The following is a 19,425-nucleotide window of genomic DNA, read 5'->3' on the forward strand; positions in this document are numbered from 1 at the left end:
GGCCACTGGCCTAGCAGGGAAGCGGCGTGCTAGAGGGCGCGACGATGGCTGATGATTTGCCCCAGAACGAGCCCGGCGCGCAGCGCTTCCGTATCCGTCGCGGCGCCGCAGGGCTGCTGGAGTCCGATCTTGTCGGCAGGGCGCGGCAGGCGTGGTCGACGAACAAGTGGGTGCGGCGCGCGGGCTATGCGTTGCTGGCGTTCCTGGTGCTCTATGCGATCGTGTGGGTGACGGTGATCCGCACGCTGCCGTCCGCCGACAAGCTGCTGACCTACCAGCCGCCGCTGCCGACGATGGTGCGCGGCAACGATGGCGAGATCGTGTCGAGTTATGCGCGTGAACGCCGCGTGCAGCTGCGCTTCGTCGATTTTCCCGAGCCGCTGATCAACGCGTTCCTCTCGGCCGAGGACAAGACCTTCTGGACCCACGGCGGGATCGACTACCTCGGCTTTGCGGGCGCGGTGGTCGATTATGCGACGAAGTACGGGTCCGGCCAGCGCGCCAAGGGTGGGTCCACCATCACGCAGCAGGTGGCCAAGAACATCCTTGTCGGCGACGAATATTCGGTCAGCCGCAAGCTCAAGGAAATCCTGCTGGCGCGCAAGATCGAGGGCGTGCTGAGCAAGCAGCAGATCCTTGAGCTTTATCTCAACGAGATCCCGCTGGGGCGCCAGAGCTTCGGCGTGCAGGCGGCGGCGCGCGCCTATTTCGACAAGGACGTGGGCGACCTGAAGCTGCACGAGGCGGCGTTCCTGGCGATCCTGCCCAAGGCGCCCGAGCGCTATGGCCGCAAGAAGTACGAGACGCAGGCGCTCACGCGGCGCAACTGGGTGCTCGACCAGATGGTCAAGAACGGCTGGGCGACGCGTGCGCAGGCCGACGAGGCCAAGGCGCAGCCGCTGGGCCTCGTCCAGCGCCGCGCCGAGAACTATACGGCGGATGCCGGGTACTTCCTTGAAGAAGTGCGGCGCCAGCTGATCGACAAGTTCGGCGAGAACGCCGACAACGGGCCGAACAGCGTCTATGCGGGCGGACTGTGGGTGCGCACTTCGCTCGACACGCAGTTGCAGAAGGCGGCGCAATCGTCGCTGCGCACCGGGCTGCTGCGCTATTCGGCGGGGCGCGCGTGGAGCGGGCCGATCGCGACGATCAATGTCGACGACAACTGGCAGGGCGAACTCGTCGCCAGCAATATCTCGATCAACTACCAGGACTGGCGCATCGGCGTGGTGCTGAAGGGCGGCGGCGGGAACGGCACGATCGGGTTCGCCGATGGTTCGACCGGGCCGCTGTGGGGCGTGTCCGACGCGATGAAGCCGGGCCACGTGATCGCGGTCGCGCCTTCGGGTGGCGGCTGGACGGTGCGCGTGGTTCCGGAAGTTTCGGGCGGCATGGTGGTGGAAGACCCGCAAAGCGGGCGCGTGCTGGCGATGCAGGGCGGTTTCGATTCCCGATTGGGTTCGTTCAACCGCGCGACGCAGGCCAACCGTCAGCCGGGCTCCACGATCAAGCCCTTCGTCTATGCGACGGCGCTCGACAACGGGATGACGCCGGCCTCGCCGGTGCTGGATGGCACGTTCTGCGTCTATCAGGGCGCGGCGCTGGGGCAGAAGTGCTTCCGCAACTTCGACATGCGCGGGGCAGGCGGCACGCATACCATGCGCTGGGGGCTGGAACAGTCGCGCAACCTGATGACGGTGCGCATCGCCAACGACACCGGCATGGACAAGGTGGTCCGCACGATCAAGAACGTGGGGATCGGCGATTACCAGCCGTTCCTCTCCATGGCGCTGGGCGCGGGCGACACCACGGTGGCGCGCATGGTCAACGCCTATGCCGCGCTCGCCAACCATGGCCGTCAGCACGAACAGACGCTGGTCGACTACGTGCAGGACCGCAACGGCAAGGTGGTGTGGAAGGCCGACAACCGCGATTGTGCGGGGTGCAACATGCCGCGCTGGGATGGCAAGCCGATGCCGCGCTTCAAGCCGCTGGGCAAGCAGGTGATGGACCCGCGCACCGCGTACCAGGTGGTCCACATGCTGGAAGGCGTGGTGGTGCGCGGCACCGCCGAAGTGCTGGCCGACCTGAAACTGCCGCTGTTCGGCAAGACCGGCACCACCAGCGGCCCGACCAATGTGTGGTTCTGCGGCGGTTCGCCCGACATCATTGCCGGGATCTACATGGGCTATGACGCGCCGCGCAGCCTTGGCGGCTATGCGCAGGGCGGGCGGATCGCCGCGCCGATCTTCAAGCAGTTCGTGCTGGAAACGCGTGGCCGCTGGTCGGACACGCCGTTCACGGTTCCCGCCGGTATCCGCATGGTCAAGGTCGACCGCGTATCGGGCAAGCGCGTGTTCGCCGGCGTGCCGCAGGACGACGAGCGCAAGGCGAGCGTGATCTGGGAAGCCTTCAAGCCCGATACCGAGCCCAAGCGCACCGTGCGCGCCGAGGAAATGACCGCCAAGGAAGCGGTTATCGAGGCCCTGAAGCGCGCCCGCGCGGCACGCGGCCTGCCGCCGCCGAGCGACGAGGGCGGCAGCGTGGAAGGCGACTTCGTGGAGGAACAGGGCGGCATCTACTGATCGCCGCCCCCCCCAAAGGGCAGTTGGCGGGCACCGGCTCTGCGCGGGGGTTGAGCGGGGGTGGGGCTGTGATAGTCTCCTGCCCCATGACCCGCACGATCCTTGCCTCCGCGACAGCGTTCGTCCTTATGGCCTCTCCCTCGGCCCATGCTCAACTGGCGCAAGGGGCCTTGGCCCCCGACTTCACCGCGCAAGGCGCGCTGAAGGGCAAGCCCTTCGCCTTCAACCTCAAGCATGCGCTGAAGAAGGGGCCGGTGGTGCTCTACTTCTATCCCAAGGCGTTCACGCAAGGCTGCACGCTGGAAGCGCACGCCTTTGCCGAAGCAAGCGGCGCATTCCACAAGGCGGGCGCGCAAGTGGTGGGCATGTCGAACGACGACCTGCCGTCGCTGCTGCGCTTTTCAACCGAGGCCTGCCGCGACAAGTTTGCCGTGGCCGCCGCGACGCCGCCGGTGATCGCGGCCTATGACGTGGACCTGAAGCAGAACGGCGTTTCTACCGGGCTGACCACGCGCACCAGCTATGTGATCGGGCGCGACGGCAAGGTGGTGCTGGTCCATTCGGACATGAACTATCGCGACCACGTGAAGCTGACGCTGGCGGCGGTGGAGAAGCTGAAGGCGCGGCGCTGAGGGCGAGGGGCCCTTGATGCTTCCCATTCGCGCTTCGTGAAAACGGGATGACATGATCTCTCCCCTCTCCTTCGTCGCCCCGTGCTTGACACGGGGCTGGGCTTTTCTCCCGGCCTACCGTTTGGCATCGGGCACGGATGGGGGGGGGTGGAACCCGGAAGGAGGTTAGCCAAGCCCCGTGTCAAGCACGGGGCGACGGGTTACTTGTTCGATGGGTTGTCCGCTCCCTATCCAGAAGTGGACGTTGGTGCAGGCATGGGCGAAGGTCGCATTTGTCGTCGTGTCCGGAACGGCGGCATTCCGACAAAAAACGGGCAAGGCCGTCTCCACGCCATGACGGGAGGGTGTGGCGAAGCAAGGCTGCCCCCCATCCGCCCTTTACTTGAAGCGCCACTGCGTTAGGGGGCGTGGTTTCGAATTCGACCGGAGTGCAAAGTCATGCGTGCCGAAGGGCAGGCCCATATCGACCGCATCAACGCCGCGCTGGCGCTGGTGCGCAAGTTCCTCGACTGGGATCGCGCGGTGCGGCGGCTCGACGAGCTGAACGCGCGCGTGGAAGATCCCAAGCTGTGGGACGATCCCAAGAAGGCCGAGGAAGTGATGCGCGAGCGGCGCCGCCTTGAGGCCTCGATCGGCACGGTCAACGAGATCGGGCAGGAAATGGCCGACGCGATCGAGTTCATCGAGCTGGGCGAGATGGAAGGCGATGAAGCCACCATCGCCGATGGCATGGCGAGCCTTGCCGCGCTGGCCGCGCGGGCCGACAACGACAAGATCCAGGCGCTGCTGGCGGGCGAGGCCGATGCCAACAACGCCTTCCTCGAAGTCCACGCGGGCGCGGGCGGCACCGAAAGCCAGGACTGGGCCGAAATGCTGCAGCGCATGTACACGCGCTGGGCCGAGCGCCACGGCTACAAGGTCGAGCTGCTGGACTATCACGCGGGCGAAGCGGCCGGGATCAAGTCGGCCACGCTGCTGATCAAGGGCGAGAACGCCTATGGCTATGCCAAGACCGAAAGCGGCGTGCACCGGCTGGTGCGCATCAGCCCCTATGACAGCTCGGCGCGGCGGCACACCTCGTTCAGCTCGGTCTGGGTCTATCCTGAAATCGACGACAACATCGATATCGAGATCAATCCCGCCGACCTGAAGATCGACACCTATCGCGCATCGGGTGCAGGCGGGCAGCACGTGAACACCACCGATTCGGCGGTGCGCATCACCCACGTGCCTTCGGGCATCATCGTGGCCAGCCAGATCGATCGTTCGCAGCACAAGAACCGCGCGACCGCGATGGGGATGCTGAAGGCGCGGCTCTACGAAGCCGAACTGGCCAAGCGTGAAGCCGCGGCGAGCGGCGAATATGCCGCCAAGACCGAGATCGGCTGGGGCCACCAGATCCGCTCGTACGTGCTGCAGCCGTACCAGCAGGTGAAGGATCTGCGCACGGGCGTGGTCTCGACCAACCCGACCGACGTGCTCGACGGCGCGCTCGATCCGTTCATGGCCGCCGCGCTTTCGCAGAAGGTCACGGGCGAAAAGGTCGACGTTTCGGACGACGACTGACAGTTCGATCAGGGCTGCCGCAATTGTGGCAGCTTTTCGGCAAAGTGCGCGCCACGCTCTTTCGTTTGCGCGCAATTGCTTCTAAGCGGCAGAGGTCGGGGAGCCTCGCCGCAGCGAAGCTTGATGCACCTGTTCCGCCGGACCCGGCGCGGCGGTGCGGGGTTGAAAGAGTGCTATGTCTGTTTTCAAGGGTTTGAAGCCGATCAACTACGGCGGCCGCGAAGTCTGGCCGCTGGTGGAAGGTGGCAAGGGCGTCGCTGCGACGAACCACATGAGCTCCGGCGCATGGGCGGCAGCGGGCGGCATCGGCACGGTCAGCGCGGTGAATGCCGACAGCTATGACGCCGAAGGCAAGATCATTCCCCAAATATATGAGCAGCTTACCCGCAAGGAGCGCCACGAACAGCTGATCCGCTACGCCATCGACGGCGCGGTGGAGCAGGTGAAGCGCGCGCACGACATTGCCGGCGGCAAGGGTGCCATCAACATCAACGTGCTGTGGGAAATGGGCGGTGCCCAGCCCGTGCTCGAAGGCGTGCTGGAACAGACCCGCGGCCTCGTTACCGGCGTCACCTGCGGCGCGGGGATGCCCTACAAGCTGTCGGAAATCGCGCAGCGCTTCAATGTCCATTACCTGCCGATCGTGTCGTCGGGCCGGGCCTTCCGCGCGCTGTGGAAGCGCGCCTACAGCAAGGTGCCGCAGCTGCTGGGCGCGGTGGTCTATGAAGATCCGTGGTTGGCGGGCGGGCACAACGGCCTGTCGAACGCCGAAGACCCCAAGAAGCCTGAAGATCCCTATCCGCGCGTCAAGGCCTTGCGCGACGTGATGCGCGCCGAGGGCGTTGCCGACGACGTGCCGATCGTGATGGCGGGCGGCGTGTGGTTCCTGCGCGAATGGAACGACTGGATCGACAACCCCGAACTGGGCGCGATCGCCTTCCAGTTCGGCACGCGGCCGCTGCTGACGCAGGAAAGCCCGATCCCGCAGGGGTGGAAGGACCACCTGCGCACGCTGGAGCCGGGCGACGTGCTGCTCCACCGCTTCTCGCCCACGGGGTTCTATTCCTCGGCGGTGCGCAATCCGTTCCTGCGCAGCCTTGAGGCCCGCTCGGAACGCCAGATTCCCTATTCCAAGGTCGCCGCGGGCGAGCACACGGTGCAGCTCGATGTCGGCGTGAAGGGCAAGAACTTCTGGGTGACGCCCGCCGACCTCGGCCGCGCGCGCGCCTGGCATGGCGCGGGTTTCACCGACGCGCTGCGCACGCCTGACGACACGATCGTGTTCGTCACGCCCGCCGAGCGCGAGGAGATCCGCAAGGACCAGGCCGACTGCATGGGCTGCCTGTCGCACTGCGGGTTCTCGTCGTGGAAGGATCACGACGACTACACCACCGGGCGGCTGGCCGATCCGCGCAGCTTCTGCATCCAGAAGACCTTGCAGGACATCGCGCATGGCGGTCCGATCGACGAAAACCTGATGTTCGCGGGCCACGCGGCCTATCGTTTCAAGCAGGACCCGTTCTATTCCAACGGCTTCACGCCGACGGTGAAGGAACTGGTGGATCGCATCCTGACCGGCGATTGAGCGATCGGGCGGGCTGCGGCCCGCGCCGGTTGACAAGAATGGTCATTCTATTTTAGACCGGCAATGCCTGCTTCGGCGGGCAAAGCCTGGTGACCGGCGCTGACGCTTCGTTGGCGCGCCGGTCTGGGATGACGCGATTTTCGCGTCAGCTGCAGGCCCCACGACTTTTGGGCGGGACTGTCCCGCGTGTGGGTGCGGGCATGCAGCGTTCAACAACCATCAACCGCGTCGCCCGCTCCCCTGTCTGGAGGAGAATACGCGATGCCAGCTTTTGTCCGCAACGCATGGTACATGGCAGCATGGGCCGATGAGGTGCCGCAAGGGGGCTTTCTGGCCCGCACGCTGCTGGATGAACCCTGGTTGATCCTGCAAGGCGGCGATGGACGCTGGGCAATGATGGCCGATCGCTGCCCGCACCGCTTCGTGCCGTTGAGCCGGGGGCGGCGCGTGGGAGATGGAGTTGCCTGCGGATACCACGGGCTGACGTTCGGGATGGACGGGGCTTGCGTGTTCAATCCCTTCGGACGGGAGGTGCCGCCCGAGGCGCGGGTGGCGACGCTGCCGCTGGTGGAGCGCCACGGCGGGCTGTGGTTCTGGCCGGGCGATGCCGACCGCGCAGACCCTGCGACGATTCCCGACTTCGGTTTCATCGACGACGAGCGCGATTGCCGGGACTGGCTGCTGATGGACGTGGGCTACGAGCTGATCGCGGACAACCTGCTCGACCTGAGCCATGCCGAGTTCCTGCACGTAGAGACCTTCGGCGTGAACGGATCGCTGTTCGAATGCGGGCGGCAGACGGTCGAGACGGACGAGACCGGGGCGATCTGGAACAAGTGGGACATGGATGGCAGCCGCGCGCCCGACTGGTCGGTGCCCATGGTGGGCGAGGGCGCGCGGGTGGACCAGTGGCTGCACATCCGCTGGCACGCGCCCGCCTCGCTCGCGCTGTTCATCGGGCTGGCGCGCGAGGGAACGGGGCGCGCCGACATGGTGGTGCCGCCGATGGCCAACCCGCACATCCTGACGCCGAAAAGCGCCACCGAGACGCACTATTTCTACACGCGCGGGCACGGCGAGGAAGCGGCGGCGATGGCGCGCAAGGTGTTCCTCGAAGAAGACGAACCGATGATCCGCGCGCAGCAGCAGGCGATGGCGGGCGAGGACTTCTGGGCCTTGCGGCCGGTGATCCTGCCTTCGGATGCCGCTGCGATCCGCGCGCGGCGCAAGCTGATGCAGATGCGGCGCGAGGAAGGGTAGGGCGTCAGAAGCCGACGAGCAGCATGTCGAGCGCCGCCGCTATTTCATCCTGCCGATCGATGAGCGCGACGACGCGTTCGCCGAGTTCGCGCGATGGGACGGCGGCGGCGAGGTGGGTGGCCATGACGAAGCGCTGACCGTCGATTGCGAATATGGGATTGAGGCGCGCCATCGGCCTTGGCACATCGGCTTCGGGCAGGAGCGGCACGACGAAGCGGGTGGCCAGATCGCCGAGTAGATCGGCCTGGCAATCGAGCAGGAGCGGCCCGTTGCTGCGCGAGCGAAAAACGTCGAAGCGCGCCACTTGCGGTCAGAACTGGCGGTGATGTGCCAGAGGAAGGGGCGCTTCGTCGGTCCAGGCGTTCCAGTCGGCGATGGCGGTCGCGTTTTCGACCTTCCACAGCCGCTCCCGCTCGGCTGCGATCTGGGCGGCGAGACCGGCCTCGCAAGCGCGCGAGATGTTGAGACCTAGCGCCTTCGCCTCGTTCACCAGGGCAGTGGCGAGCGATACGTTGGTCGGCTTGCGGCTGGCGTCGGGAAAATCGTGACGATGCTGCATCGGCAGGCTCCGGTTATGCGCAGGGATCATGCGCATGATCCTTGTTGGCGTCAACCGGAGCCTGCCGGAGCAGGCCTCAATCGAATTCCCAGGCGCGTTCGCCGTGGCTGGTGATGTCGAGGCCTTCGCGCTCTTCGTCTTCGGTCACGCGCATCGGGATCACCATCGAGACCATCAGCGAGGCAATCACGGTGGCGACCGCGCTCCACGCCGCGACAATGCCGACGCCCGCGAACTGGGCGACGAACTGGCGGGTCATGGTCATGCCCTCGGCATAGCCGGTGCCGCCGAGCGCGGGCGAGAGGAACGCGGCGAGCAGGATAGAGCCGGTGATTCCGCCCATGCCGTGCACGGCGAAGACGTCGAGCGAATCATCGACGTGCAGCTTGAACTTCACCAGCAGGATCATCGGGTAGCAGATCGCCACGGCGGCAAGGCCGAACAGGATCGCCGCGCCCGGCGCGATGAAGCCAGCCGCGGGCGTGACGGTGGCAAGGCCCGCGACCGCGCCGGTGGCAAAGCCGATCGAGGTCGGCTTGCCCACGGCGAAGCGTTCGACGAGGATCCACGCCAGCGCGGCGGTGCAGGCGGCGAGGTGGGTGTTGATGATCGCGGCGGCGGCATCATCGTTGGCGGCGAGCGCCGAGCCGCCGTTGAAGCCGAACCAGCCGACCCACAGCAGGGCGGCACCCGCCATGGTGAGGGCGGGGCTGTGCGGCAGCATCAGCGTCTTGGGAAAGCCCGCGCGCTTGCCCAGTAGCAGCGCGACGACGAGGGCGGAGACGCCCGCCGTGGTGTGGACGACGATACCGCCCGCGAAATCGAGCGTGCCGAGCCGGGTCGAGAGCCAGCCGCCGCCCCAGATCCAGTGGGCGGCAGGCGCATAGACGATCAGGCTCCACAGCGCGGTAAAGCCGATCACCCAGCCGAAGCGCGCGCGATCGACCCATGCGCCGACCATCAGCGCCGGGGTGATCAGGGCGAAGGCCATCTGGAACAGCGCGAAGGCGCTTTCGGGAATGTCGGTGTTCGCGCGCACGTTGCCGAGGTGCATCAGCATCCACGCGTTGCCGCTGCCCAGCCAGCCATTGGTCACATCGCCGAAGGCGAGCGTGTAGCCGCAGACGATCCAGATCAGCGACGCCACCGCCGCAATCGCGCCGGTCTGCACCATGACGGCGAGGAAGCCCTTGGTGCGTACCAGACCGCCGTAGAACAGCGTCAGCCCGGGGGCGGTCATCATCAGCACGAAGGCCGAGGAGACGAGGATCCACGCGGTATCGCCGCTGTCTGCCACATCGACGTTGCTGGTAAGGCCTGCATCCTGCGCATGGGCCAGGACGGGCACGGCGAGCGAAGCGGCAGCGATGGCGGCCGCCAGAACCTTGCGCATGATGAGACAACTCTCCCTTGGGTCGCCCGTGCGTGCGGCACGGGCGATGATCCCCCAAAGGCGCGCTCTAGGCAACGAAATGCCGTGTCGCAAGCATCAGGCGAACGATTGTTGTGCGCTGCCGCCCGGCACGCCGATCAGGCCCAGCCTTCGAGCACTTGGTCGGGCGGGCGGTGGCCATCCGCCCAGAAGCGCACGTTGGCGATGACCTTGTCGCCCGAGGCGAGGCGGCCTTCGAAAGTGGCGCTGCCCATGTGCGGCAGGATCGCCACGTTGTGGTGCGACAGCAGGCGGGGATCGACCGAGGGCTCGTGTTCGAACACATCGAGCCCGGCGCCGCCGATGCGGCCTTCGACGAGCGCGGCGATCAGCGCCTCCTCCTCGATCAGCTGGCCGCGCGCGGTGTTGATGATGGTGGCGTGGGGCTTCATCAGCGCGATGCGGCGGGCGTCGATGATATGGCGGGTTTCTGGGCTGGCGGGGCAGTGCAGGCTGAGCACGTCCGACTGCGCGACCAGCGCATCGAGATCGGGCTCCCACGTGACGCCGAAGATCGTTTCGAGCGATTCGGGCAGGCGATGGCGGTTGTGGTAAACGACCGAGAGGCCGAAAGCGCGCGCGCGGTGGGCAACGGCCTGGCCGATCCGGCCCATGCCGACGATGCCCAGCACCTTGCCGCCGATGCGGTGGCCGAGGAGCGTGGAGGGAGCCCAGCCCTCCCAGTTGCCCGCCCGCAGCACGCGCCCGCCGTGGTTGAGGCGGCGCGTGACCGAGATGATCAGCGCCATGGTCATGTCGGCGGTATCGTCGGTGAACACGCCCGGCGTGTTGGTGACGGGGATTTTCCGCGCGCGGGCTGCGGCAAGGTCGATATGCTCGGTGCCTGCGCCGAAATTGGCGATGAGGCCGAATTGCGGCCCGGCGGCGGCGATCAGGTCCGCGTCGATCGCGTCGGTGACGGTCGGCACCAGCGCGTGCGCCCATTGCAGGGCCTCGGCCAGTTGCGCGCGCGTCAGCGGCAGGTCCGCCCCGTTGAGGCGGACATCGAACAGCTCTGCCATGCGCGCCTCGGTTTCGGGCAGCAGGCGGCGCGTGACGAAGACGCGGGGCTTGCCCTCGACGCGGCGGGCAGGGCGGTAGTCGGCGGAAGTGGCGTGCTGGCTCATCGTGGGTCCATCGCTAGGCTGCTTGGCGAGCGGCGGTCAAGCGGTGACGGTTGCGGTTGCAGGCCATTGTCATATCGGACAAGCGGTGTATCGGACGGGTTTGCAAGGAGACTTCACAACCGTGCCTAAGCTCAGGGCCCTGCTGCCGCTTGTGCTGGGGTTGTCGCTGTCCTTCACGGCAGCGAGCGCGCCCGCCCATGCCGAAGACGATGACGGCGTGCCCTACTGGGTGTCGCTGCGCAAACAGCCCGCGAATCTGCGCGTGGGGCCGGGGCGCGAATACCGTATCAGCTGGGTCTATGTGCGGCAGGGCCTGCCGATGCGGGTGCTGCGCGTGATGGGCGGCTGGCGCCTGGTCGAAGATCCCGATGGCGCGCGCGGCTGGATGCTGGCGCAGTTCCTGACGCGCACCCACACCGGGATGGTGAAGGGCGGAGAGGCCGCGATTCGCGAGAGCAAGGACGGATCGGGCAAGCTGTTGTGGCGCGCCGCGCCGGGGGTTGTCGCGAAGATCGACGATTGCGAGGACGGCTGGTGCAAGGCCGACATCGACGGGCGCAAGGGCTTCATCGAGGCGGAAAAGGTGTGGGGCGCGGGCGCGCCCTGAGGCAAGCTTAAGCGGCGCTGTCGCGCGCCCACCCCCCGACCCCTCCCGCGAGCGGGAGGGGAGAGGTTAGACCGTCAGACCAGTTCGATGGCGATGGCGGTGGCTTCGCCGCCGCCGATGCACAGGCTGGCCACGCCCTTGGTGAGGCCCTTGTGCTTCAGTGCGCCGATCAGCGTGGTGATGATGCGCGCGCCCGAGGCGCCGAGCGGGTGGCCGAGCGCGGTGGCGCCGCCGTGGACGTTGATCTTTTCGCGTCCGATTCCAAGATCATGCATCGCGAACATGGCAACGCACGCGAAGGCTTCGTTGACTTCGAACAGGTCGACGTCGGCGACGGTCCAGCCTGCCTTGGCCAGCACCTTCTGGATCGCATCGACCGGGGCGGTGGTGAACTTGGCCGGTTCCTGCGCGTGGGCGTCGATGGCGACGACCCGGGCGACGGGGGCGAGGCCCTTTTCCGCAGCGAGGCTGGCGCGCGTCAGGACGAGCGCGGCGGCGCCGTCGGAGATCGACGAGGACGAGGCGGCGGTGATGGTGCCGTCCTTGCCGAAGGCGGGCTTGAGGGTGGGGATCTTGTCCGGGCGGCCCTTGCCGGGCTGTTCGTCGGTATCGACGACGACTTCGCCGCTGCGGGTCTTGACCGTGACGGGCACGACTTCGCTGGCAAAGCCGCCGTTGGCGATGGCCGCCTGCGCGCGGGCGAGCGATTCGATCGCGTATTCGTCCTGCACTTCGCGGGTGAGCTGGTATTCGTCCGCCGTCGCCTGCGCGAAGGTGCCCATCGCGCCGCCCTGGTAGGCGTCTTCGAGCCCGTCGAGGAACATGTGGTCATAAGCGGTGTCGTGGCCGATGCGCGCGCCCGAGCGGTGCTTCTTGAGCAGGTACGGCGCGTTGGTCATCGATTCCATGCCGCCCGCGACGATTACGTCGGCACTGCCGCTGGCGATGGCTTCGGCCGCCATCATCACGGTCATCATGCCCGAGCCGCAGACCTTGTTGACGGTGGTGGCTTCGACCGACGTGGGCAGGCCCGCCTTGATCGCGGCCTGGCGCGCGGGGGCCTGGCCGAGCCCGGCAGGCAACACGCAGCCCATGTAGATGCGCTCGATATCATCGGTGGCGACGCCGGCGCGCTCGACCGCCGCCTTGACTGCGGTGGCGCCGAGATCGGTGGCCGACACATCGGCGAGAACGCCCTGCATCCCGCCCATCGGCGTGCGCGCATAGGAGAGGATGACGACCGGGTCGGCGGCGGAGAACTGGGCCATGGCGCGGGTTCCTTGCTGTGCTAGGACATACGGCCGGGAGGCCGATTGTTCGCCGATCTAATGGTGCGGCGCAACAATTGCAAATGACAGGTGTCCGTCGTCAGGCGGGGGCAAAGCAGGGGCGGGAGCAGTGATCGCAGGGCTGGAGCAGACAGGCGGGCAGGGCGCAGGCGTGCTGCTGGCGGGGGCTGGCGTGCTGGGCGCGATCGTCGGTAGTTTTCTCGGCGCGACGCTGGAGCGCCTGCCTGCCGGACGCTCGGTGGTGACGGGGCGGTCGGCCTGCGATTCCTGCGGCACGGCGCTGACCGTCATCGAACTGGTGCCGGTGCTGTCGTGGCTGGTGCAGCGGGGCAAGTGTCGCACCTGCGGATCGCCCATCGGCTGGTGGCAGATGGCGGCGGAACTGGGGGCGGCGGGAATTGCCATGGCCTCGGTGCTGCTTGCGCCGCCGGGCACGGTGCTGGCGGCGATGGTCTTCGGTTGGCAACTGCTGCTGCTGGCGCTGCTCGATGCGCGGCACTTGTGGCTGCCGCGCGTGCTGACGGGCGCTCTGGCGGCGAGCGGGCTGGCGGTGGCGGGGGCGCGGGCGTTTGCCTTGCAGGATGGAGCGCCCTTGCTGAATGCGCTGGCGGGGGGCGGGCTGGGCTTTGCGCTGCTGTGGCTGGTGGCGACGCTCTATCGTCGCACGCGCGGGCGCGAGGGCATGGGCGGGGGCGACCCGCCGCTGCTGGGCGCGATCGGGCTGTGGCTGGGGCCGCTGGGCGTGGTGCACACGGTGCTGGGCGGTAGCCTCGTCGGCCTCGCGGCGGCGCTTGCGCTTTTTCTGGCTGGGCGTAAACTATCTGGTGATAGCGTCCTGCCGCTCGGAACCTGCCTCGCCATCGCGGCCTGGCCCTTGTTCCTGTGGGCGGGGGGCGTCTGACAACGAGATAGAGGGGAGCTAGGACATGGACGTGACGGGCAAGCAGCCGATGCTCGATCTGCTGGAGCGCCAGCGCAAGGCCTTCACCGCCGCGCGGCCAGAGCCGTTGAGCGTGCGGAACGACCGGCTGGAGCGCTGCTTTGCCATGATGAAGGATCACGGCGAGGCCTTTGCCCGCGCGATGAGCGAGGACTTCGGCCATCGCAGCCACGAACAGTCGATGATGACCGATATCATGCCGTCGGTCAGCCTGCTGCGGTACTGCCAGAAGAACCTCAAGAAGTGGGCGAAACCCGAAAAGCGGCACGTCAACTTTCCTCTGAACCTGCTGGGGGCCAAGGCCGAGGTGCGGTATGAGCCGAAGGGCGTGATCGGCATCGTCGCGCCGTGGAACTTCCCGGTGCAGCTGACGATGGGGCCGCTGATCCAGAGCTTTGCGGCGGGCAACCGCGCGATGATCAAGCCCTCGGAGTTCACCGAGCAGACTTCGGAATTGATGGCAGAACTGTTCCCCAAGTACTTCTCGGACGAGGAAGTTTCCGTGGTGCTGGGCGGGGCGGACGTGGCGCAGGCGTTCTGCTCGCTGCCGTTCGACCACCTGCTGTTCACAGGTGCGACGAATATCGGCAAGCACGTGCTGCACGCGGCGGCGGACAATCTGGTGCCGGTGACGCTGGAACTGGGCGGCAAGAGCCCGACGATCGTTTCGCGCAGCGCCGACCTGAAGCGGGCGGCCGAACGCATCGCGCTGGGCAAGATGATGAATGCCGGCCAGATCTGCCTTGCGCCCGACTACATGCTGGTGCCCGAGGAACTGGAGGCACGCGCGATCGACGCGGTGCGCGATGGCGTCTCGGCAATGTATCCGTCGCTGCTCGCCAACGACGATTATACTTCGGTGATCAATGCGCGGCACCGCCAGCGGTTGCAGGGGCTGATCGACGATGCGCTGGACAAGGGGGCAGAGGCCGTGGTCGTCAACCCGGCGAACGAGGACTTTGCCAGCACCAATGGCAACAAGATGCCGCTGACGATCCTGCGCGGCGTGAACGACCAGATGCGGGTCATGCAGGAGGAGATCTTCGGCCCGGTGCTGCCGGTGAAGACCTATCGCGGGATCGGCGAGGCGATCGATTACATCAACGACCACGACCGCCCGCTGGGGCTCTACTACTTCGGCGAGGACGAGGGCGAGCGCGAACAGGTGCTGACGCGCACGATCTCGGGCGGGGTGACCGTCAACGACGTGATCTTCCACGTTTCGGCCGACGACCTGCCGTTCGGCGGGGTGGGGCCTTCGGGCATGGGCAGCTACCACGGGGTGGAGGGCTTCCGCACGTTCAGCCACGGGCGCTCGGTGTATCGTCAGCCGAAGATCGATCTTGCCAAGCTGGCGGGCCTGAAGCCGCCCTATGGCGCGGCGACGCAGCGCACCTTGAAGATGCAGATGAAGTAGCACGATATCCGATGGGTTCGCGAAAGGCCGTTGCCCCGGCGGGCAGCGGCCTTTTTCGTGTGGAGCATTGGTTAAAAGGCTGCGGGTTTGAGCGCATATTGCGGCGCACCCCACTTGCGCGTGCCTCACGGCGGGACTAGGGCGCGGTCCAAACAATTGCCCTGAACACCTGCAACGCGAGTCAGGCCCTTGGTCGATCAAACCGCCCTTCTGGCACAATACCTTCCGATCCTGATTTTCCTCGGGATCGCGCTCGCCCTTTCGGCGGCTTTCGTGTTCCTGCCGATGGGCGTTGCCCGGCTGACCGGGGCGCACAATCCGAACGCCGAAAAGCTGTCGGAATACGAGTGCGGCTTCCCCGCGTTCGAAGACCCGCGCAGCCAGTTCGACGTGCGCTTCTACCTCGTCGCGATCCTGTTCATCATCTTCGATCTCGAAGCCGCGTTCCTGTTCCCCTGGGCCGTCAGCCTGAAGCAGACCGGCTGGGCCGGGTGGCTGACGATGATGGTGTTCCTGGGCGAACTGGTGATCGGCTACATCTACGCCTGGAAGAAGGGCGCGCTGGACTGGGAATGAGCAACATGGCCACTTCTTCTTCGCTCGTCACCGCCAACCCGGGTGCCGTCACGGCGCCGGACCAGGCGTTTTTCGACAGCCTCAATGCCGAGGTCAACGACAAGGGCTTCCTCGTCACCTCGACCGAGGAACTTTTCCAGTGGGCCCGCACCGGCTCGCTGTGGTGGATGACCTTCGGCCTTGCCTGCTGCGCGGTCGAAATGATCCACGTGAACATGCCGCGCTATGACATGGAGCGCTTCGGCGTCGCACCGCGCGCCTCTCCGCGCCAGTCGGACGTGATGATCGTGGCCGGCACGCTGTGCAACAAGATGGCCCCGGCGCTGCGCAAGGTCTACGACCAGATGTCGGACCCTAAGTACGTGATCTCTATGGGTAGCTGCGCCAACGGCGGCGGCTATTACCACTACAGCTACTCGGTGGTGCGCGGCTGCGATCGCATCGTGCCCGTGGACATCTATGTCCCCGGTTGCCCGCCGACCGCCGAGGCGCTGCTCTATGGCGTGATGCAGTTGCAGCGGAAGATCCGCCGCGCCGGCACGCTGGAACGCTGAGGGAGGCACGGCCATGGCAGTTCTTCACTCCGCCCCGCGCTATGCCTCGTTCGAAGGCGTGCTCGATGAAGTGGTCTCCGCGCTGGGTGACAAGGTCGTCGCCGCGCGCGAGGAACACGGCGAGATCGTGATCAACGTCGCGCGCGAGGGCATCGCCGATGCGCTGCGCACGCTTCGCGACGAGCACCAGTTCCAGCAGCTGATGGACATCGCGGGCGCCGACTATCCGACGCGCGCGGACCGCTTCGACGTGGTCTATTGCCTGCTGTCGGTGACGCGCAACCTGCGCCTGATCATCAAGACGACCACCGACGAGGCGACTCCGGTGCCGACCGTGACCACGCTGTGGCCGAACGCCGGCTGGTACGAGCGGGAAGTCTACGACATGTATGGCGTTCTGTTTGCCGGCAACACCGACCTGCGCCGCATCCTGACCGACTACGGCTTCGAAGGGCACCCGTTCCGCAAGGACTTCCCGCTGACCGGCTATGTCGAGCTGCGCTATTCCGAGGAAGACAAGCGCGTGGTCTACGAGCCGGTCGAGCTTGCGCAGGACTTGCGCCAGTTCGACTTCATGAGCCCGTGGGAAGGCGCGGATTACGTGCTGCCGGGCGATGAGAAGGCGGTTCCGCCGTCGCCCGCGCCTGCGCCGGTCGCAGCCGCGCCCGTCACGGGCGGCGCGCCGAAGGTCGATACGCCCAAGACCACTGATACGCCCGCCCAGACCGGCGCGGGCGAAAAGGCGAATGCCGAGGCGGCGAAGCCCGTCGCCGAAGCGGCGGCGCCAAAGGACGGCGGCAAGGCTCCGGAAGCTCCGGCCCCGACCGAGAGCCGCCCCGGTGCCGATAAGGCCGATGGAGGCAAGGCATGAGCTTCGCACTCGAACAGTCGCCGACCACCGGCGACGAGGTCATCACCAACTACACGATCAACTTCGGGCCCCAGCACCCGGCGGCGCACGGCGTGCTGCGCATGGTGATGGAGCTTGATGGCGAGATCATCGAGCGCATCGATCCGCACGTCGGCCTGCTGCATCGCGGCACCGAAAAGCTGATCGAGCACAAGACCTACCTGCAGGCGCTGCCGTACTTCGACCGGCTGGATTACTGCTCGCCGCTGGGGATGGAGCACAGCTACGTCCTTGCGATCGAGAAGCTGCTGAACCTCGAAGTTCCGCTGCGCGCCCAGTACCTGCGCGTGCTGTTCGCCGAGCTGACCCGCATCTGCAACCACATGCTCAACATGGGGTCGCACGTCATGGACGTCGGCGCGATGACGCCGAACCTGTGGCTGTTCGAAATCCGCGAGGACTGCCTCAACTTCTTCGAACGCGCTTCGGGCGCGCGCATGCACTCGGCGTGGTTCCGCCCCGGCGGCGTGCACCAGGACGTGCCGGAAAAGCTGCTGGTCGATATCGGCGAGTGGATCGACACGCGCCTGTTCCCGCTGTTCGAGGACGCGATGAGCCTCGTCGTCGACAACCGCATCTTCAAGCAGCGCAATGTCGACATCGCGCTGGTGAGCAAGGAAGACGCGCTGGCGTGGGGCTTCTCCGGCCCGATGATCCGCGCGGCGGGCATCCCGTGGGACTTGCGCAAGAGCCAGCCCTACGACGTCTATGACCGGATGGAGTTCGACATTCCCGTCGGCACCAATTCGGACTGCTACGACCGCTTCATGGTGCGCGTGGAAGAAGTGCGTCAGTCGGCCCGGATCATGAAACAGTGCCTGGCGCAGATGCCGCAGGGCCCGATCATGACGACCGACCGCAAGGTCGGCCCGCCCAAGCGCGCCGAGATGAAGCAGTCGATGGAATCGCTGATCCATCACTTCAAGCTCTACACCGAGGGCTTCCACGTTCCGGCGGGCGAAGTCTATGTCGCGACCGAAAGCCCCAAGGGCGAGTTCGGCGTCTATCTGGTCAGCGACGGCAGCAACAAGCCGTACCGCTGCAAGATCCGCCCGACCGCGTTCTCGCACCTTCAGGCGATGGACTTCATGAGCAAGGGCCACATGCTGCCGGATGCTACCGCCATTCTCGGCGCGATCGACGTGGTGTTCGGGGAGTGCGACCGTTGAGCAATCTTGAAACCGCCAAGGCGATGATCGCCGCCTACAATGCGCAGGACGTGGATACCTACGTCAGCTACATGACCGACGACGCCTGCGAGGCGAACTATCGCGGCGACGTGGTGCGCGAAGGCAAGGAAGGCACGCGTTCGGGTCTTGCCGCCGCGTTCGCGCGCTGGCCGCAGAACCACGCCGAGATCAAGGAAGCGCAGGCCATCGGCAATTACGTGCTGATGCGCGAACACGTTACGCGCGGGCCGGCGACCGACGGGTCGGCGCTGGTAGAGCCGTTCGACGTGATCGCCGTCTATTCCTTCGAGGGCGACAAGTGCGCCCGTGTGGAGTTCATCCGGTGAAGCAGGACCCCACCCGCCAGCTTTCGATCCTTGCCTGCGTGACCGGGCTGCTGCTCGCCGCAGTGTGGTTTCTGGCTCTCGCCAACGGGGCCGATACCCCCGACTGGATGCCGATGATGATTGCCGCCATCGGCGGTTTCGAGCTTTTCCTGTTCGGCCAGAGCTTCTGGTTCAAGCGGGCAGGGGAGCGCTGAGGATTTATGGCTGACCGTCATCCCGAACCCGATAGCCCCGAACTGCGCGCGCGCTGGGGCAACTTCGCCTGGACGCCCGAGAACGCGGCCAAGGCGAGCGACATCATTGCCCGCTATCCCGAAGGGCGCCAGCGCTCGGCGGTGATGCCGCTGCTCGATCTGGCGCAGCGTCAGGTCGGCGCGGAAACCCAGACCCAAGGCTGGCTGCCGCTGCCGGTTATGGAATTCATCGCCGCGCAGCTTTCGATGCCGGTGATCCGCGTGCTCGAAGTCGCGACGTTCTACACGATGTACAACATCGCGCCGGTGGGCCGCTTCCACGTGCAGGTCTGCGGCACTACGCCGTGCATGCTGCGCGGGTCGGACGAGATCATGGCCGCCTGCAAGGCCAAGGGCATGAAGAAGGGCCACACCACGGCGGATGGCCTGTTCACGCTGACCGAGGTCGAATGCATGGGCAACTGCGCCTCGGCCCCGATGGTGCAGATCAATGACGACAACTACGAGGATCTGACCGCAGAGCGCGTGACGTTCGTCCTTGATGAACTCGCCGCCGGTCGCCGCCCCAAGGCGGGCACGCAGGAGCCGGGCCGCCATACGGTGGAGCCGGTGGGCGTGCTGACCACGCTGACCGCGATGGTGGGCGAGAACCACGACTATCGAGGGGAGTGGTAAG

At 66.6% G+C, this 19,425-nt stretch carries 20 protein-coding genes; 15 read left to right on the top strand and 5 right to left on the bottom strand.

Annotated elements, in window-relative coordinates:
• Window positions 1–44: 44 nt before the first annotated feature.
• The 5 genes from K3A84_RS07965 to K3A84_RS07985 all read left to right on the top strand — a co-directional run bounded on the left by K3A84_RS07965 (window position 45) and on the right by K3A84_RS07985 (window position 7,628).
• Window positions 45–2,585 (top strand): penicillin-binding protein 1A, encoded by a 2,541-nt coding sequence (locus tag K3A84_RS07965; protein ID WP_225008783.1) that lies wholly within the window; start codon window positions 45–47, stop codon window positions 2,583–2,585.
• Window positions 2,586–2,671: 86 nt separating this feature from the next.
• Entirely contained in the window at window positions 2,672–3,217 is a 546-nt protein-coding gene (locus K3A84_RS07970; RefSeq protein WP_225008784.1) for a peroxiredoxin, read from the top strand.
• A 438-nt stretch (window positions 3,218–3,655) separates the two neighbouring features.
• Window positions 3,656–4,783, top strand: a complete 1,128-nt coding sequence (gene prfB, locus K3A84_RS07975; protein ID WP_225008785.1) for a peptide chain release factor 2 — start codon at window positions 3,656–3,658, stop codon at window positions 4,781–4,783.
• A 175-nt stretch (window positions 4,784–4,958) separates the two neighbouring features.
• Window positions 4,959–6,368, top strand: a complete 1,410-nt coding sequence (locus tag K3A84_RS07980) for an NAD(P)H-dependent flavin oxidoreductase (protein ID WP_225008786.1) — start codon at window positions 4,959–4,961, stop codon at window positions 6,366–6,368.
• 261 nt (window positions 6,369–6,629) lie between these two features.
• Complete coding sequence (locus K3A84_RS07985; RefSeq protein WP_225008787.1) at window positions 6,630–7,628, top strand: aromatic ring-hydroxylating dioxygenase subunit alpha; 999 nt, start codon at window positions 6,630–6,632, stop codon at window positions 7,626–7,628.
• Window positions 7,629–7,632: 4 nt separating this feature from the next.
• On the opposite strand, the gene K3A84_RS07990 is transcribed toward K3A84_RS07985, so the two are convergent.
• From K3A84_RS07990 to K3A84_RS08005, 4 genes are all read right to left on the bottom strand, one after another.
• The gene (locus K3A84_RS07990) at window positions 7,633–7,932 is read right to left on the bottom strand and encodes a CcdB family protein (protein WP_225008788.1); all 300 of its coding nucleotides are present in this window, start codon (window positions 7,930–7,932) and stop codon (window positions 7,633–7,635) included.
• Window positions 7,933–7,938: 6 nt separating this feature from the next.
• Window positions 7,939–8,217: a type II toxin-antitoxin system CcdA family antitoxin gene (locus K3A84_RS07995; RefSeq protein WP_225008789.1), complete on the bottom strand. Its 279-nt coding sequence runs from the start codon at window positions 8,215–8,217 to the stop codon at window positions 7,939–7,941.
• Between the two features lie 46 nt (window positions 8,218–8,263).
• Window positions 8,264–9,580 carry an ammonium transporter gene (locus K3A84_RS08000; RefSeq protein WP_225008790.1) on the bottom strand — a complete coding sequence of 439 codons (1,317 nt, stop codon included), beginning with the start codon at window positions 9,578–9,580 and terminating at the stop codon, window positions 8,264–8,266.
• A gap of 137 nt (window positions 9,581–9,717) precedes the next feature.
• Window positions 9,718–10,746: a 2-hydroxyacid dehydrogenase gene (locus tag K3A84_RS08005; protein WP_225008791.1), complete on the bottom strand. Its 1,029-nt coding sequence runs from the start codon at window positions 10,744–10,746 to the stop codon at window positions 9,718–9,720.
• 121 nt (window positions 10,747–10,867) lie between these two features.
• Here K3A84_RS08005 and K3A84_RS08010 point away from each other — a divergent pair, with 121 nt between their 5' ends.
• Complete coding sequence (locus tag K3A84_RS08010) at window positions 10,868–11,353, top strand: SH3 domain-containing protein (protein ID WP_225008792.1); 486 nt, start codon at window positions 10,868–10,870, stop codon at window positions 11,351–11,353.
• A 74-nt stretch (window positions 11,354–11,427) separates the two neighbouring features.
• Here K3A84_RS08010 and K3A84_RS08015 read toward each other — a convergent pair whose 3' ends face one another.
• Window positions 11,428–12,621, bottom strand: a complete 1,194-nt coding sequence (locus K3A84_RS08015) for an acetyl-CoA C-acyltransferase (protein ID WP_225008793.1) — start codon at window positions 12,619–12,621, stop codon at window positions 11,428–11,430.
• A 130-nt stretch (window positions 12,622–12,751) separates the two neighbouring features.
• Here K3A84_RS08015 and K3A84_RS08020 point away from each other — a divergent pair, with 130 nt between their 5' ends.
• From K3A84_RS08020 to K3A84_RS08060, 9 genes are all read left to right on the top strand, one after another.
• Entirely contained in the window at window positions 12,752–13,543 is a 792-nt protein-coding gene (locus K3A84_RS08020) for a prepilin peptidase (RefSeq protein WP_225008794.1), read from the top strand.
• A 25-nt stretch (window positions 13,544–13,568) separates the two neighbouring features.
• Window positions 13,569–14,999 carry a coniferyl aldehyde dehydrogenase gene (locus K3A84_RS08025; RefSeq protein WP_225008795.1) on the top strand — a complete coding sequence of 477 codons (1,431 nt, stop codon included), beginning with the start codon at window positions 13,569–13,571 and terminating at the stop codon, window positions 14,997–14,999.
• A 189-nt stretch (window positions 15,000–15,188) separates the two neighbouring features.
• Window positions 15,189–15,575 carry an NADH-quinone oxidoreductase subunit A gene (locus tag K3A84_RS08030; RefSeq protein ID WP_225008796.1) on the top strand — a complete coding sequence of 129 codons (387 nt, stop codon included), beginning with the start codon at window positions 15,189–15,191 and terminating at the stop codon, window positions 15,573–15,575.
• Window positions 15,572–16,129: a NuoB/complex I 20 kDa subunit family protein gene (locus K3A84_RS08035; protein ID WP_225008797.1), complete on the top strand. Its 558-nt coding sequence runs from the start codon at window positions 15,572–15,574 to the stop codon at window positions 16,127–16,129. The genes K3A84_RS08030 and K3A84_RS08035 overlap by 4 nt, the downstream gene beginning before the upstream one ends.
• Window positions 16,130–16,142: 13 nt before the next feature.
• Complete coding sequence (locus tag K3A84_RS08040) at window positions 16,143–17,000, top strand: NADH-quinone oxidoreductase subunit C (protein ID WP_225008798.1); 858 nt, start codon at window positions 16,143–16,145, stop codon at window positions 16,998–17,000.
• Complete coding sequence (locus K3A84_RS08045; protein ID WP_225008799.1) at window positions 16,997–18,208, top strand: NADH-quinone oxidoreductase subunit D; 1,212 nt, start codon at window positions 16,997–16,999, stop codon at window positions 18,206–18,208. Before K3A84_RS08040 ends, K3A84_RS08045 begins: the two co-directional genes overlap by 4 nt.
• Complete coding sequence (locus tag K3A84_RS08050; RefSeq protein ID WP_225008800.1) at window positions 18,205–18,555, top strand: nuclear transport factor 2 family protein; 351 nt, start codon at window positions 18,205–18,207, stop codon at window positions 18,553–18,555. Before K3A84_RS08045 ends, K3A84_RS08050 begins: the two co-directional genes overlap by 4 nt.
• The gene (locus K3A84_RS08055; RefSeq protein WP_225008801.1) at window positions 18,552–18,749 is read left to right on the top strand and encodes a hypothetical protein; all 198 of its coding nucleotides are present in this window, start codon (window positions 18,552–18,554) and stop codon (window positions 18,747–18,749) included. The genes K3A84_RS08050 and K3A84_RS08055 overlap by 4 nt, the downstream gene beginning before the upstream one ends.
• A 6-nt stretch (window positions 18,750–18,755) precedes the next feature.
• The gene (locus K3A84_RS08060; protein WP_225008802.1) at window positions 18,756–19,424 is read left to right on the top strand and encodes a complex I 24 kDa subunit family protein; all 669 of its coding nucleotides are present in this window, start codon (window positions 18,756–18,758) and stop codon (window positions 19,422–19,424) included.
• The last annotated feature ends 1 nt before the right edge of the window (window position 19,425 follow it).

Origin of the sequence: Novosphingobium percolationis (assembly GCF_020179425.1) — a bacterium.
GTDB classification, from domain to species: domain Bacteria; phylum Pseudomonadota; class Alphaproteobacteria; order Sphingomonadales; family Sphingomonadaceae; genus Novosphingobium; species Novosphingobium percolationis.

Excerpts from the sequence above, each read along its gene's own strand:
- K3A84_RS07965 (WP_225008783.1), top strand. The coding sequence starts at position 45 with ATGGCTGATGATTTGCCCCAGAACGAGCCCGGCGCGCAGCGCTTCCGT.
- K3A84_RS07970 (WP_225008784.1), top strand. The coding sequence starts at position 2,672 with ATGACCCGCACGATCCTTGCCTCCGCGACAGCGTTCGTCCTTATGGCC.
- prfB (WP_225008785.1), top strand. The coding sequence starts at position 3,656 with ATGCGTGCCGAAGGGCAGGCCCATATCGACCGCATCAACGCCGCGCTG.
- K3A84_RS07980 (WP_225008786.1), top strand. The coding sequence starts at position 4,959 with ATGTCTGTTTTCAAGGGTTTGAAGCCGATCAACTACGGCGGCCGCGAA.
- K3A84_RS07985 (WP_225008787.1), top strand. The coding sequence starts at position 6,630 with ATGCCAGCTTTTGTCCGCAACGCATGGTACATGGCAGCATGGGCCGAT.
- K3A84_RS07995 (WP_225008789.1), bottom strand. The coding sequence starts at position 8,217 with ATGATCCCTGCGCATAACCGGAGCCTGCCGATGCAGCATCGTCACGAT.
- K3A84_RS08000 (WP_225008790.1), bottom strand. The coding sequence starts at position 9,580 with ATGCGCAAGGTTCTGGCGGCCGCCATCGCTGCCGCTTCGCTCGCCGTG.
- K3A84_RS08005 (WP_225008791.1), bottom strand. The coding sequence starts at position 10,746 with ATGAGCCAGCACGCCACTTCCGCCGACTACCGCCCTGCCCGCCGCGTC.
- K3A84_RS08015 (WP_225008793.1), bottom strand. The coding sequence starts at position 12,621 with ATGGCCCAGTTCTCCGCCGCCGACCCGGTCGTCATCCTCTCCTATGCG.
- K3A84_RS08025 (WP_225008795.1), top strand. The coding sequence starts at position 13,569 with ATGGACGTGACGGGCAAGCAGCCGATGCTCGATCTGCTGGAGCGCCAG.
- K3A84_RS08035 (WP_225008797.1), top strand. The coding sequence starts at position 15,572 with ATGAGCAACATGGCCACTTCTTCTTCGCTCGTCACCGCCAACCCGGGT.
- K3A84_RS08040 (WP_225008798.1), top strand. The coding sequence starts at position 16,143 with ATGGCAGTTCTTCACTCCGCCCCGCGCTATGCCTCGTTCGAAGGCGTG.
- K3A84_RS08045 (WP_225008799.1), top strand. The coding sequence starts at position 16,997 with ATGAGCTTCGCACTCGAACAGTCGCCGACCACCGGCGACGAGGTCATC.
- K3A84_RS08060 (WP_225008802.1), top strand. The coding sequence starts at position 18,756 with ATGGCTGACCGTCATCCCGAACCCGATAGCCCCGAACTGCGCGCGCGC.